This is a genomic window from Castellaniella sp. UC4447_H14 (assembly GCF_052978285.1).
This window is the reverse complement of sequence record NZ_CM129666.1, coordinates 797228-810810: the sequence shown is the minus strand read 5'-3', so window position 1 is coordinate 810810 and position 13583 is coordinate 797228. Positions and strand designations below refer to the sequence as shown.

The 13583-nt window shown below is 65.3% G+C and carries 11 protein-coding genes; 4 read left to right on the top strand and 7 right to left on the bottom strand.

Translation table 11 applies throughout. The features are described from left to right. Window positions 1–135: 135 nt before the first annotated feature. The 4 genes from purN to ACVCMJ_RS03930 all read left to right on the top strand — a co-directional run bounded on the left by purN (window position 136) and on the right by ACVCMJ_RS03930 (window position 5860). Entirely contained in the window at window positions 136–765 is a 630-nt protein-coding gene (gene purN, locus ACVCMJ_RS03945) for a phosphoribosylglycinamide formyltransferase (protein WP_447082666.1), read from the top strand. A 187-nt stretch (window positions 766–952) separates the two neighbouring features. Beyond that, window positions 953–2281, top strand: a complete 1329-nt coding sequence (locus ACVCMJ_RS03940) for an RsmB/NOP family class I SAM-dependent RNA methyltransferase (RefSeq protein WP_447082665.1) — start codon at window positions 953–955, stop codon at window positions 2279–2281. Window positions 2282–2375: 94 nt separating this feature from the next. After that, the gene (locus ACVCMJ_RS03935; RefSeq protein ID WP_447080146.1) at window positions 2376–3581 is read left to right on the top strand and encodes a DesA family fatty acid desaturase; all 1206 of its coding nucleotides are present in this window, start codon (window positions 2376–2378) and stop codon (window positions 3579–3581) included. After that, window positions 3578–5860 carry a UvrD-helicase domain-containing protein gene (locus tag ACVCMJ_RS03930; RefSeq protein ID WP_447080145.1) on the top strand — a complete coding sequence of 761 codons (2283 nt, stop codon included), beginning with the start codon at window positions 3578–3580 and terminating at the stop codon, window positions 5858–5860. Before ACVCMJ_RS03935 ends, ACVCMJ_RS03930 begins: the two co-directional genes overlap by 4 nt. A gap of 27 nt (window positions 5861–5887) precedes the next feature. Here ACVCMJ_RS03930 and ACVCMJ_RS03925 read toward each other — a convergent pair whose 3' ends face one another. The 7 genes from ACVCMJ_RS03925 to prmB form a co-directional block, all read right to left on the bottom strand. Then, window positions 5888–6733 (bottom strand): ABC transporter permease, encoded by an 846-nt coding sequence (locus ACVCMJ_RS03925; protein WP_447080144.1) that lies wholly within the window; start codon window positions 6731–6733, stop codon window positions 5888–5890. Next, the gene (locus tag ACVCMJ_RS03920; RefSeq protein WP_447080143.1) at window positions 6733–7956 is read right to left on the bottom strand and encodes an ABC transporter substrate-binding protein; all 1224 of its coding nucleotides are present in this window, start codon (window positions 7954–7956) and stop codon (window positions 6733–6735) included. The genes ACVCMJ_RS03925 and ACVCMJ_RS03920 overlap by 1 nt, the downstream gene beginning before the upstream one ends. Beyond that, complete coding sequence (locus tag ACVCMJ_RS03915; protein ID WP_447080142.1) at window positions 7953–8783, bottom strand: ABC transporter ATP-binding protein; 831 nt, start codon at window positions 8781–8783, stop codon at window positions 7953–7955. The genes ACVCMJ_RS03920 and ACVCMJ_RS03915 overlap by 4 nt, the downstream gene beginning before the upstream one ends. Before the next feature lie 2 nt (window positions 8784–8785). Continuing rightward, on the bottom strand, window positions 8786–9892 hold the full coding sequence (locus ACVCMJ_RS03910; protein ID WP_447080141.1) for an acyl-CoA dehydrogenase family protein: 1107 nt from the start codon (window positions 9890–9892) through the stop codon (window positions 8786–8788). A 13-nt stretch (window positions 9893–9905) separates the two neighbouring features. Then, a complete protein-coding gene (locus tag ACVCMJ_RS03905; protein WP_447080140.1) occupies window positions 9906–10475 on the bottom strand; it encodes a carboxymuconolactone decarboxylase family protein in 570 nt (189 codons plus the stop codon). 273 nt (window positions 10476–10748) lie between these two features. Further along, a complete protein-coding gene (locus ACVCMJ_RS03900; protein ID WP_447080139.1) occupies window positions 10749–12665 on the bottom strand; it encodes an ABC-F family ATP-binding cassette domain-containing protein in 1917 nt (638 codons plus the stop codon). Beyond that, the gene (gene prmB, locus ACVCMJ_RS03895) at window positions 12662–13558 is read right to left on the bottom strand and encodes a 50S ribosomal protein L3 N(5)-glutamine methyltransferase (RefSeq protein WP_447080138.1); all 897 of its coding nucleotides are present in this window, start codon (window positions 13556–13558) and stop codon (window positions 12662–12664) included. Before prmB ends, ACVCMJ_RS03900 begins: the two co-directional genes overlap by 4 nt. Between the last annotated feature and the right edge of the window lie 25 nt (window positions 13559–13583).

The following is a 13583-nucleotide window of genomic DNA, read 5'->3' as shown; positions in this document are numbered from 1 at the left end:
AGCTTTCGTGTGAATTTTATGCCGGAGAGCCTGCGCATGGCGCATCCCACTGCAAACCATCTGGCTGGCGGGCCGTCCGGCCCCGACCGGTCTCGGGTGCGGGTGGCGATTCTGATTTCGGGACGAGGCTCCAACATGCAGTCGCTGGTCCAGGCTGCCCTGGCCGAGGACCTGCCGGTCGAGATCTGCACGGTTCTCTCCAATCGCGCCGATGCGGCTGGGCTGGCCTGGGCGCGCGAACGCGGCCTGCCGACCGATGTGCTGGCCCACGTCGGCTTTGACGGCCGTCCGGCGTTCGATGCGGCCTTGCGTGCCCGTCTGGAGCAGCTCGCGCCGGACTACATTCTGCTTGCGGGATTCATGCGGGTATTGGGCGACGAACTGGTGCGTCGGTTCGAGGGACGCATCGTCAATATCCATCCGTCGTTGTTGCCGGCTTTTCCCGGCCTGCATACGCATGCCCGGGCGCTGGCCCAGGGTGTCCAGTGGCACGGGTGCACGGTGCACTTCGTGACGCCGGAACTGGATCATGGCCCCATCATTGCGCAAGCGACGATTCCGGTGCTGGCTGACGACACGCCGGAGCGCCTGGCCGACCGCCTCTTGCCGGTCGAGCATCGAATCTACACCCAGGTACTGCGCTGGCTCGCCTGGCGGAGAGTGCGCCTGATGCCGGATGGCCGGGTGCTGGTCGAAGGCGAGCCGCATCGGGCCTGGCTGGGCCCCACACAGTTTCACGAACAGGATTGCCATGACCATGGATGACAAGCGAGCAGGCGGGCGACGCCGCGCGTCCTCGCCCCGAAGCTCCGCGAGCGGGGCCGCTTCCCGCCCGCGAACCGGCCCTCGCCCTCGGCCGGATGCGGATCGCCGCCTTTCGGCGGTGGTAGCGCAGGCGCCTGCCCGGCGGCCCTATATCGTGGCGGCCGCACGCATCGAACAGGTGCGGCAGGTGCTGGGCGAGATTCTGCAATGGCAGTATCCGGCCGATGCGGTCCTGTCGCACTGGTTTCGCGGGCACAGCAATGCCGGCCTGAGGGATCGCGGCGAAATCGCGGAGGCGGTATTCGACGTACTGCGGCACTTGCGGCGGTACCGCCACTTGGCCGAGAGCGGCACCGGTGCCGCCGCACGCCGCCTGGCGATACTCGGGCTGGCGTCGGTCTGGCCACGCGAGACGCTGGATACCGGGCTCGACGATCAGGAGCGCCACTGGCTGGACCACATCGAGGCGTTTTCACCGGCGGGTTTGCCTCGGGCCGTGCGCTACAGCGTCCCGGATTGGCTGGAGGCGCGGCTGGCCGATATCGAAAACGTGGAATCGCTGCTGCAGGCCCTCAATCAGCCCGCGCCGCTGGATTTGCGAGTGAATCCGCTGAAGATCGACCGGGCGGCGCTGCTGCAGGCCTGGGAGCAGGGCCCGGAGGCACGTTGGCATGCCCAGCCCACCCGCTATTCGCCCTGGGGGGTGCGCATCCAGGGACGTCCGCCGATCAATCGCTGGGGAGCCTTCGAACGCGGCGAGATTGAAGTCCAGGACGAAGGCAGCCAGTTGCTGGCCGCCCTGGTTTCGCCCCGGCGTGGCGAGATGGTGATCGACTTCTGCGCGGGCGCTGGCGGCAAGACCTTGCTGCTGGGCGCGCTCATGCGTTCGACAGGCCGACTCTATGCCTTTGATGTGTCGGCAGCCCGCCTGGCGCGCGCCAAGCCGCGCTTCGCGCGCAGCGGCCTGTCCAACGTGGTGCCGGTCGTGATTTCCGAACGTCACGATCAACGGGTGCACCGGCTGCGCGGCAAGGCGCATCGCGTCCTGGTGGATGCGCCCTGCAGCGGACTGGGAACGCTGCGGCGCAACCCGGACCTGAAGTGGCGCCAGCATCCTGAAGCGCTGACGCAGTTGTGCGCCACGCAGGCCGCCATCCTGCGCGAGGCGGCCGCCTGCGTGCGTCCGGGCGGGCGCCTGGTGTATGGAAGCTGCAGCGTCCTGCCGGAGGAAAACGAACAGCAGGTTGAAGCCTTTCTGGCCGAGCATCCGGAATTTTCGCTGCTGGATGCGGGCAAGGTGTTGGCCGAACGCGATATCCCGCTGTCGCTGGATGGAACCTATCTGCGCCTGCGTCCGGACGTCCATGGCACGGACGGTTTTTTTGCGGCCGTGATGCAGCGGGCGGAAGCCGCGCCGGTTCAGGCCGGCGGCGAGACCCCTGGCGAAACTCCGGAGGAGCGGTCCGCGGCGCCCGCTGAATCGGATCCCCAGACTGCCTCGGACCCTCAGGATTAACCCGTGCCGCCGTAACGAATCCTGACGGCCGGCTGTCGGCTACGTTAAACTGGAACGTGCATTTTCGAACTTCCTGGACGCTGGCCGGATGGCAATGAATACCTGGTTTTCTCTTCTTCAGGGCGGGGTGCTGCAATTGAGCCCCTGGGTGCTGGTGATCGTCACGCTGGTGCTCACGCACATTACGATCATCGCCGTCACGTTGTATCTGCATCGGTGCCAGGCGCATCGCGGGCTGGATCTGCACCCGGCGCTGGCGCATTTCCTGCGCTTCTGGCTTTGGTTCACCACCGGCATGGTCACCAAGGAATGGGTGGCCATCCACCGCAAGCACCATGCCAAATGCGAACGCGAAGGCGACCCTCACTCGCCGGCGGTCTTTGGCTTGTCCCAGGTATTCTTTCGGGGTGCCGAACTCTATCGCGACGAGGCCAAGAACCAGGAAACACTGAAGCGCTATGGCCACGGCACGCCCGACGACTGGATTGAACGGCGGCTCTATTCCAGGCACAACCTGCTGGGCATCCTTGCCATGTTGGTGATCGACATGGTGCTTTTCGGTGTGGTGGGGCTCACGATCTGGGCCGTGCAGATGGCCTGGATTCCGTTCTGGGCCGCGGGTGTGGTCAACGGCCTGGGACATGCCTGGGGTTATCGGAATTTCGCCTGTCCCGACGACAGCACGAATGTGGTTCCCTGGGGGCTGGTGATTGGAGGCGAAGAACTGCATAACAATCATCATGCCTATGGCACCTCGGCCAAATTCTCGTCCAAATGGTACGAAGTCGACCTGGGGTGGGCCTATATCCGCGTGCTGCGGGCCTTCGGGCTGGTCACCGTGCGCAAGGTCGCGCCGCGCCTGCGTCTCCAAGACAACGGGTCACCCATCGAATCGCTGGGTCCGGACCAGCTCCAGGGCATCATTGCGCATCGCTACGAGGTCCTGGCCCGATATTCCCGCATGGTGCGCGCGACCGTGACAGATGAACTCAAATCCCTCAAGCTGCCGGGCGGCCGGGGTGATCGCGCATTGCTGCGCCGCTGCCGCAAATGGCTGGCCCAAGGCGATGCGCGGCTGGCCCCCGGCGAGCGGGACCAGATGGCTCGCGCCTTGACGCTGGCGCCCGCACTGTTCACGCTGGTTCAGATGCGCCAGGACCTGACCGCTTTGTGGGAGTCTTCCAGCGCCAGCAGCGAGCAACTGCTGGCTGACTTGCGCGCCTGGTGTCAGCGGGCCCAGGCGAGCGGCATCGACGGGCTGGAGCAATTCGCGTATCGGTTGCGCCGCTACGCCCTATGATCGAAGGTCTGAACGAGCAACAGAAGGCGGCAGTCACGCTGCCTGCGGCCCATGCCTTGGTGCTGGCTGGTGCGGGCAGCGGAAAGACCCGGGTCCTCACCACTCGAATGGCCTGGCTCATCCAGACCGGCCAGATCAGCCCGTTCGGGCTGCTGGCGGTGACCTTCACCAACAAGGCGGCGCGGGAAATGCTCACGCGCCTGTCGGCGCTGCTGCCGATCCACACGCATGGCATGTGGGTGGGCACGTTCCATGGCCTTTGCAATCGGCTGCTGCGCGCGCATTTCCGGGAAGCCGGTTTGCCGCAGACGTTCCAGATCCTGGATAGCGCAGATCAGCTTTCGGCCATCAAGCGCATGCTGAAGGCGGCCGGCGTGGACGACGAGCGCTTCGCCCCACGTGACGTGCAGCGCGTGATAAACGGTGCCAAGGAAGACGGCCTGCGCCCCGGGGACATGGACGTGCGCGACGTCCACACGCGTCGCCTGGCGGATCTGTACCAGCGTTATCAGGACCAATGCGAGCGCGAAGGCGTGGTGGACTTCGGCGAACTGCTGCTTCGAGCCTACGAACTGCTGACCCGCGAGGCGTCCATCCGCGAACACTACCAGCGGCGCTTTCGGCATATCCTGGTCGATGAATTCCAGGACACCAACGTGCTGCAGTATCGGTGGCTGATGTTGCTGGCCGGGGCCGATACGCCGGTCTTTGCGGTGGGCGACGATGACCAGTCCATCTATGCGTTTCGCGGCGCCAACGTGGGCAATATGGCTGATTTCGAGCAGCGGTACGCTCAGGGCAATGTCATCCGACTGGAGCAGAACTATCGATCCTTCGGCCATATCCTGGATGCTGCAAACACACTGATCGCTCACAACGAGCATCGTCTGGGCAAGAACCTGTGGACCCAGGCTGGCGAAGGCGAACTGCTGCGGGTGGTGGAGCAGCCGTCCGACGCGCTCGAGGCGCAGTGGCTGGTGGATGAGATCCGCGCTCTGTTGCGCGAGGGTCGCGCGGCGCACCAGATTGCCGTCCTGTATCGCAGCAACGCACAGTCACGGCCCATCGAGCATGCGCTTTTTACGGCCAGCGTTCCATATAGGGTCTATGGTGGCCAGCGCTTCTTCGAGCGCCAGGAAATCAAGCATGTACTGGCGTATCTGCGGCTTGTCGACAATCCGCATGACGACACCTCATGGATGCGAGTGGTGAACTTCCCCACGCGAGGCATTGGCGTACGCACGCTGGAGCAGCAGGCGGATGCGGCTGCCCAGCATGGCATCAGCCTTGCGCAGGCGGCACCTTATGTGGCAGGCAAGGGCGGCGCCAATCTGGGCCGTTTTGCTCAATTGATCCAAGGCTTGGCCCATGATGCGCAGAGCCTGGACTTGCCGGAACTCATCGGCCAGGTCGTGCATTCCAGCGGACTGGAGGCCTTCTATCGCGCGGAGCGCGAGGGTCAGGAGCGGTTGGAGAACCTGCAGGAGCTGGTCAACGCGGCAGCGGCGTTCGTGGCCGAGGCGGGCTACGCCGGGCTGGTGGCGGGGCGCATTCCCGAAGGTCTGGCCGCAGCGGCTACCCTGGCGGCGGACGACCCGGCTGCGGGACCACCCGAGGTGATGTCACCGTTGGGCGCTTTCCTCAGCCACGCCTCTCTGGAGGCGGGCGACAATCAGGCACAGGCGGGCGAAGAGGCGGTGCAGCTCATGACCGTGCACGCCGCCAAGGGCCTGGAGTTCGATGCGGTCTTCATCACGGGCCTGGAAGAGGGGCTCTTCCCGCATGAGAACAGCCTGATGGATCCGGGCGGCCTCGAGGAAGAGCGCCGGCTCATGTATGTGGCCATGACCCGGGCGCGGGAGCGCCTGACGCTCACATTGGCGCAAAGCCGGTTGTTGCACGGCCAGACCCGATATCCCATGCGTTCGCGCTTTCTGGACGAGATTCCGGAAGAGCATCTGAAGTGGCTGACGCCCCGACAGCGCGCCGACCGTGAGCAGCCGGCATGGGCGGGCGCGTTCAGGCGCGGACTGGGCGGCTGGCAGGGAGATCGGGAAAGTGCGTTCGCCCCACGCGCTGTCCGTACGCAGTCGGCCGGGATTACCGTGGGCGGACAGTGTTTCCGCATTGGCGGCAATGTGCGCCACGGCCGCTTTGGCGAGGGCATCGTCGTGTCGCTGAGCGGCAATGGCAGCGAGGCTCAGGCCCGCATCGAATTTCGCGATGCGGGTGTCAAGACGCTGGCGCTCGGGGTGGCGAAGCTCGAGGTCCTGGACTGACCAGTCGTGCCGAACGGAGGTGGCCGCTCAGGCCCGCCCGCGTGCCCAGCGCCGGTGCAGGCGCTGCGCGGTGGCATCCAGCAGGAAGCCCAGGATGCCGATCAGGACGATGACGGCCATGAGCTCGGAGTAGGCGAGACGATCCCGGGTATCCAGGATGAAATAGCCCAGACCCGAGCTGACGCCCAACATTTCGCAGGGTACCAGGATGATCCAGACGATGCCGATGGCCAGACGCAGCCCCGTCAGGATATGGCCCAGCGACCCCGGGATGACGATCCGCCAGAGGATCTCTCGGCGCGTGGCGCTGAGGCTGCGCGCCAGCATGAGCCAGCGCGGGTCCAGAGAACGCACTCCGGCGCTGGTGTTCAGAATAATGGGCCAGACGGCTGCAAAGCTGAGCAGGAAGTAGATGGGTGCGTCGCCGATCCCGAACAGCATGACGGCGATCGGCATCCATGAAAGTGGCGAGATCATCCGCAGAAACTGGAACGCCCCCCCGGTGGCGCATTCCAGCCGGCGCGAGGCGCCCACGGCTAAGCCGATCGGGACTCCGAAGAACAGTGCCCAGAACAGGCCGACCGCCACCCGGCGGAGGCTCACGAGGGTATGTACCGTGAGCTGGTTGTCCGCCAGCAGATGAACGAGGCTGGGCAGCGCCTGGAATGGTGAGAATAGGCGCGCCATGGCAAGATTGTCGCCCAGCAGCGCAATGCCACCTCCCCACAGCAACAGCAGGGCGAGCACGCCGCTCAGGCTCAGTGCGAGCCGCCCTGTCGTGAGCTTCAACGCAAGGCCGCCCAGCCTGAAATGCCCGGCGGGTTTGTCCGGCGTTTCGCCGCCGACCGCCAGCGGGGATAGGCGCGCATCCATCAGGTCACCTCAAAGGTTTCGGTGCGGGTATAGCCGCCGGAGACGCCGAACGCCCCCAGGCCGCCGTGCGATTCGATGGCCTTGCGGACGTACCGCTCGTCCACCAGTTCACGCGCCGCCTGGGCTGGATCCAGCGTCTTGAGGAAATCGTTCTGGCCCAGCACATAAGTGGTCTTGAGGAGTTCCACGAGCTTTTCCGTGTAGCTGGGGAAGGGATACGGCTGAAAGTCGATGCGTTTTTCGTGCCACGCCGTGTGAACGATCGCACCGGTACGCGCGTATTCCGCATCCCGCTCGGGAGAGGGCAGCAGCACACGGGCCAGCGTGGAGCGGTTGTGCGGCGTGTAGGCGGAAGGGTTGTCGCGCGCCAGGATGTCGACCGTTTCCTCGCGATGGCCACGCACCCAGGATTGGGCCTGAACGATTGCATTGACGACCTTCTGGGACCATTCCGGGCGCTTCTGCAAGTCGCTTTCGTGCATGGTGACCACGCAGCAGGCGTGATTGCGCCAGATGTCGCCCGTGAAACGCCAGACTTTGCCGACGCCCAACTCCTCGGCCTTGGCGTTGAAGGGCTCCGCCACGATATAGCCGGAAATCTGTTTAGTGCCCAGCGCGGGCAGCATATCCCCTGGCGACATGACGACCAGCTTGACTTGCTTTTTGGTCGGGGTCCCCTCGCTGATGAATTCCAGGCCGGACTCCCGCAGCAGCGCCTGCAGCACGATGTTGTGCACGGAATACCAGAATGGGATGGCGACGGTGGTCCCGCCCAGGTCGGACACATTCTTCAGGTCCGGGAGGACCGTCAGGCAGGAGCCTTCCATGTGGTTCCAGGCGACGACCTTCGCCGGCGAATGGCTGCCGAAGCGTGACCAGACCGTCATGGGCATGAGCAGGTGCACCACATTGACCTGCCCGGCCAGGAAGGCCTCCACGATCTGCGACCAACTCCGGAAGCGGCGCGGCGTCTCGACCTGAAGGCCTTGTTGGGTGAACAGATCATTGTGGTGGGCCACCAGAAGGGGAGTCGCATCCGTGATGGGCAGATAGCCGATGCGCACGGGCGCATCGGGCTCCGCGGCGCGCGCCACGGAACCCATTTGGAGGAAAGGCAGCGCCCCGCCGGCCGTGAACAGCGCGGAGAGTTTGAGAAATTCGCGACGGCGCGTGCGTGGGCTGTCGTCGGTGGCGCAGCAAAGATCCAGCGGTTTGAATGTCATGATGCCAGTTTTGAAGTGCGTGCGGCCCGCAGGGCCTGGAGAATGTCCACGCGCAGCGTGGTCAGATGAGGGTCCGTTTCATCACGGGGATGGGGACGGTCCGGTTGCCATTGGCCGATCAGGCGGCCGGGCTGGCCGCCGATGAGCAGAATCCGGTCGGCGAGAATGAGAGCCTCGTCGATATCGTGAGTCACCAGGATCGCAGAGGTGTGGTGACGCGTGGTGATTTGCAGCAGCAGCGTCTGCATTTCGCTGCGGGTGACCTCGTCCAGCGCGCTAAAGGGTTCATCGAGCAGCAGAATCTCGGGGGCGCGGGCCAGGCTGCGCGCGAGCGACGTGCGCTGCGCCATCCCGCCCGACAACTCGTCGGGATAGCGTGTGCGCGCCGCCAGCAGTCCGACCTCGGAAATGGCGCGCTGGATCCGCTCGCCGCGTCGTGCCTCGTCCAGGTGGGGCTGATTGCGAAAGTCCAGCCCGAAGCCCACGTTTTCCTCGAGCGTGAGCCACGGCAGCAGGCAAGGGTCCTGGAAGACGAAGCCCAGCATGGGGTCAGGGCCGGTCAGCCGCCTTCCCTGAATGCGGATTTCGCCGCGTTGTGCCGGTTGCAATCCTGCCAGGGTACGCAGCAGTGACGATTTTCCTACCCCACTGGGGCCCAGGATGGCCACGATTTCCCCCGACTGCAGTTCGAGCGAGAAATCTCGCAGGATGCAGGTTGCAGGGGTCTTCCCGGCCCGTGCGTAGCCCAGAGACAGGTCCTGGGCGCTCAGCACGGCCGACAGGGAAGCATCATCCGCGTGCCCGGGCGTCGAAGGAATGGCGGCCATGCTCAGGCTGCCGCCCGGGCGTGTTCCAGCCCGTCGATTTCTTTGCGCAGATGCTTGAGCGCCGGTGTGACGATGGCCACGAACAAGGCTTCGCGCAGTCGCCGCTGCGAAGGGCTGCTCAGCAGGTAGCCGGCTGCGCCTGCGTGCAGCGCCGCCGACTGCGTAGCCCGCAAGGCAAGTTCAGACGACCGGGCGCGAACGCGCAGCACGTCCAGCGGCAGGGCAGCCTGGTCCTGGCTGGCCAGGCGGTCGATCTCACTGTACAAGGCATCCAGGTCATGCTGCAGGGTGTCGGCCTGATCGTCCAGGTAGCGGTTGACGTGAGCAAGGCGCGCGTTGCTGGCCGTGATCGCGTCCACGCTGGCCTGAATCAGGCCCAGTCCCATGCCGGCCTGGGTGAGCAGGAAGCCTGTCTTGATTCGCTTCATGTAAGCGTCGAATTCATCTGGATCGGCCAGGACGTCCTCAACCGGGATGTACGCGTTTTTCAGCCGGACGTTCAGGGTGCCCGTGCCCTCCATGCCCGAGAAGGACGGGCAGGGGCGCAGCGCGAGCGAAGGCGCGTGCGGCGGCACGGCGAACATGATGTAGCCGCCCTCGTCCAGTTCGGCGGCGACGATGAGCAGGTGGTCGTCTCCCAGGTTGGAGACCCAGGGCAGCGCCCCGTTGACGATAAAGCCGGTGCCTTCGCGGCGCCCGCGCAAATTGATGCGTTCGATGCCCGCCAGGTGTTTGACGGCGTTGGACATGCCTGTCCCGGCGAGCAGGGTGCCTGCCGCCACCGGCTTCAGATAGCGTCCGCGGGCCGCGGCATTGTGCGTCTGATGCAGATACCAGGCGCAGATGGCCTGACACCAGACCAGGAAGGCGGTCGAGCCGCAGGTGCGGGCCACCTGAGCCACGAGGTCGATCTGGACCGCCAGGCCCAGGCCCAGGCCGCCTTCAGAGGATGGCAGTGCCGCGGCGAATCCCCCCATCTGGCCTAGTGTGCGCAGGAAATCAGCAGGATAGAGGCCATGGTCGATGGCTTGCGTGCGCGGTGCGAGCTGCGTACGGATCAGCTCGTCCACCGCCTGCAACAGGCCGTCGGGTAATGCGGGGTACGTCATGATTCTGCGCCCATCAAGCCGCGTAGGCCGCCAGTTGCTCGTTGGCGTACGGCTGCAACTCCGCGTTGATCGGCGTGTGCGCCAGATTGTTGCTGTAGTTGCACAGCGATGCCAGGCTGACGCCCAACACGACTTCCAGGACCTGACCGTCGGTGTAGCCGGCCCCGCGGAAGGCGGCCAGGGCTGCATCGGAAACCTGCCCTTTGTGCTCCAGCACCTGCAACGTGAACTGCGCGAGAGCATTGAGTTTGGGGTCGGACAGCGCATGCGTGCCTCGCAGCGCGTCCACCAGTTCCTGAGGAAGCTGCAGCTTCTTGGTGGCAAGCTTGGTGTGTCCTGCGACGCAGAAACCGCAACCGTTGTAGGTCGCCGCGGTGATCTGGATCACCTCGCGTTCGGTTGCCGTGAGGCTGTTGCGGGCGTTGATTGCGCTGACGGTCTGGTAGGTTTCCAGTGCGGTCGGCGCATTGGCCAGCACGCCGAGCAGGTTCGGCAGGAAGCCATTGGCCTGGGCAGCGGCGCGCAGGCGGTCCTGGGCGGCGGAAGGGGCGGATTCGATCGACTGGATGGGGAGGCGGCTCATGGTGTTCAGATCTTCTGTGAGATAACTAAGACCTGAACATTCTAAGAAACCATTCATCTGACCCAAACGAATATAAGCTCATTAAATTATTCGAACGAGTCCTAATGCCTTTCGTTCATTAGTCTATACCGCATCGTCCTAATGACGCCTGCTCATGTAGACATTCCGGAAACCTTTCGAAGCGGCTGTGCCCTGTGGCGACGTCCATGCCCGTGCCGACCGTTGGCGTCGAATGGTCGACGGGGGCATTCGCGCCGATCCGGACGGCGCGGGTCAGACTTCCAGCGTTTCGATTTCAGCCTGCACCTGCAGCCATTCGTCCTCGCTGGCCTGAAGTGCCTTGGTGAGCTCGCCGTGCTCGGCGAGCAGCCCGGGGCGTCGATCGCGCCAGGCGTCGGTGTAGAAGTCCGCTTGGGCCATTAGCGCATTGATCTCCGCCAGGCGCGCCTGGGACTGCGCCATGGCGTCCTCGGCCTTCTTCAGACGTGTCTCCAATGGCTTGCGCCGTGCCGCCAGGAGCTGGCGCGCCTGCGCCTGTTCCCGTCTCTCGGCTTTACGATCCCTTTCAGGGGGCGCTGCCGTGCGGCGGTCCTGATTTCGGTCCGCTGTGCGCTGCTGCAGCCATTCCCGGTAGTCTTCCAGATCCCCCTCGAAGGGTTGTACCCGGCCGTCGGCCACGATCCAGAAGTCGTCCACCGTGGTACGCAGCAGATGGCGGTCGTGAGACACCAGCAGGACGCTCCCCGGAAATTCCGCCAGTGCGCGGGCCAAGGCTTCGCGGGTGTCCACGTCCAGGTGGTTGCTGGGTTCGTCGAGCAGCAGCAGATTGGGTTTGCGCCAGACGATGAGCGCCAGCGCCAGGCGTGCCTTCTCGCCGCCCGAGAACGGGGCGACGGGTTGAGTCACCATGCTGCCGCCAAAGCCGAAGCCGCCCAGCATGTCGCGCAGTTCCTGTTCGCGCGTGTCAGGCGCGATACGCATGAAATGCTGCAGGGGACTGAGTTCGGGATCGAGCAGGTCAAGCTGCTGCTGCGCAAAGTAGCCGACCTCCAGCCCGCGGGCCGGCTGGTAGTGCCCCGCGAGCGGGAGCAGTTCCCGGGCGAGCGTCTTGACCAGCGTGCTCTTGCCGGCACCGTTGACTCCGAGGATGCCCGTGCGGCTGCCTCCCCGCACCATCAAAGTCACGTTTTCGAGTATGGTGCGGGCCGGCGCACCGGCCCCGGCCGGATAGCCCATCGCGGCGTCTTCCAGGCGCAGCAGGACATCCGGCGTGTGATCCGGCTCGGGGAGACGGATGTCGATGCCTGACTCCACGGCCAGCGGGGCAAGGACCTGCATGCGGGCCAGTGCCTTGACCCGGCTCTGGGCCTGTTTGGCTTTGGTGGCTTTGGCTTTGAAGCGGTCGATGAAAGACTGCAAGTGTGCCGCTTCGCGCGTCTGGCGCTGCTGCGCCAGACGGTTCTGTCGCAGGCGCTCGGCGCGCTGCTCCAGGAATGCCTGATAGCCGCCCTTGTAGCGCACCAGCTTGCCCCCCTCGAAATGCAGGATGGCGCGAGCCACTGTGTCCAGAAATTCAGTGTCGTGGGAAATCAGCAGGATGGTGCCCGGGTACCCTGACAACCATCGCTCCAGCCAGAGCATGGCGTCCAGATCCAGGTGGTTCGTTGGTTCGTCCAGCAGCAGCAGATCCGAAGGCGCCATGAGCGCACGCGCCAACGCAATGCGCATCTGCCAGCCGCCTGAGAAGCTGACCACGGGTCGGCTCCATTCGCCGGGCGCAAAACCCAGCCCTGCCAGAAGCTGTTCGGCACGCGAAGGAGCGCTCCAGGCCTCTGCCTCCACCAGCGCCGCTTCCGCTTCGGCGATGGCCTGTCCCTGCTCGGGGCCAAGCGTCGCGCGATGCGCCTGCAATGCCCGCAGATGCCGGTCGCCGTCCATGACGAACTCGCGCGCCGGCCGGTCCGTGTCGTGCACAATCTGCTCGACGGCCGCCATGCGCCAGGAGGCCGGCAGATCCAGTGTGCCCGCGTCCTGGTCGATCTGGTGCTGCAGCAGGGCGAAGAGGGAGGATTTTCCGGCGCCATTGCGCCCGACGATGCCCACCCGTTCTCCGGCGTGCACGGTGAATTCCGCACTGTCCAGCAGAACCTTGACACCCCGCCTGAGCGTGAGACCGGAGGCGCGGATCATTCCGCAAGCTGCGCGCGGCGCAACAGCAGGATCTGGTCGGAGGCCGAATCCGTACTGAGCCAGGTAGGATCGAGCTCGGGGAAAGCCTGCTCGAAGTGTTCCTGTTCGTGGCCGACTTCCAGGACCAGCAGACCCTTGGGCGCCATGAATCGCGGCGCCTGGACAAGGATCTTGCGCACCAGATCCATCCCGTCCGATCCGCCCGCGAGCGCCAGACCCGGCTCATGCCGGTATTCGGCGGGCAGCTCGGCCATGGACCGCGCATTCACGTAGGGGGGGTTGCAGATGATCAGGTCGTAACGGCGGTCGCTCGGGATGCGGGCCAGCAGGTCGCTGCGCAGGAGCGTCACACGTTCCTGCAGGCGGTGCAGTTCAATGTTCGCCTGGGCGACCGTCAGCGCATCGGCTGAAACGTCGGAAGCATCCACACTGGCCTCCGGGAAAGCCAGGGCCGCGAGAATGGCCAGGCAGCCGGAGCCGGTGCACAGGTCCAGCACCTGGTGGACGGCCAGGGGATCCGGAATCCAGGGGGCGAGGTTTTCAGCGAGCAGCTCGGCAATGGGCGAGCGCGGCACGATGACGCGCTCGTCCACGAGAAAGCGTTGGCCTTGGAGCCAGGCTTCACCGGTCAGGTAGGCTGCCGGCTTGCGGCTGGTGACGCGCTCGTGGATCAGGTCCACGCAGCGTTGGCGTTCGCGTTCCAGGAGGCGGGCATCCAGAAAGGGCTCGAGGGTGTCCAGCGGCAGATGCAGACTGTGCAGCAGCAGGTACGCGGCTTCGTCCCAGGCGTTGTCGGTACCGTGCCCGAATACCAGGCCCGCCGCCTGAAAACGGGAAATGGCCCAGCGCAGCAGATCGCGCAGAGTCAGCAATTCGTTGTATGGGGAGGCCATGGCAGTCGCGATAAAAGAAAGAGGC

Coding starts and splice junctions, on each gene's coding strand:
- ACVCMJ_RS03910 (WP_447080141.1), bottom strand. CDS start 9,892: ATGACGTACCCCGCATTACCCGACGGCCTGTTGCAGGCGGTGGACGAG.
- purN (WP_447082666.1), top strand. CDS start 136: ATGCAGTCGCTGGTCCAGGCTGCCCTGGCCGAGGACCTGCCGGTCGAG.
- ACVCMJ_RS03915 (WP_447080142.1), bottom strand. CDS start 8,783: ATGGCCGCCATTCCTTCGACGCCCGGGCACGCGGATGATGCTTCCCTG.
- ACVCMJ_RS03905 (WP_447080140.1), bottom strand. CDS start 10,475: ATGAGCCGCCTCCCCATCCAGTCGATCGAATCCGCCCCTTCCGCCGCC.
- ACVCMJ_RS03920 (WP_447080143.1), bottom strand. CDS start 7,956: ATGACATTCAAACCGCTGGATCTTTGCTGCGCCACCGACGACAGCCCA.
- ACVCMJ_RS03900 (WP_447080139.1), bottom strand. CDS start 12,665: ATGATCCGCGCCTCCGGTCTCACGCTCAGGCGGGGTGTCAAGGTTCTG.
- prmB (WP_447080138.1), bottom strand. CDS start 13,558: ATGGCCTCCCCATACAACGAATTGCTGACTCTGCGCGATCTGCTGCGC.
- ACVCMJ_RS03930 (WP_447080145.1), top strand. CDS start 3,578: ATGATCGAAGGTCTGAACGAGCAACAGAAGGCGGCAGTCACGCTGCCT.
- ACVCMJ_RS03925 (WP_447080144.1), bottom strand. CDS start 6,733: ATGGATGCGCGCCTATCCCCGCTGGCGGTCGGCGGCGAAACGCCGGAC.
- ACVCMJ_RS03935 (WP_447080146.1), top strand. CDS start 2,376: ATGAATACCTGGTTTTCTCTTCTTCAGGGCGGGGTGCTGCAATTGAGC.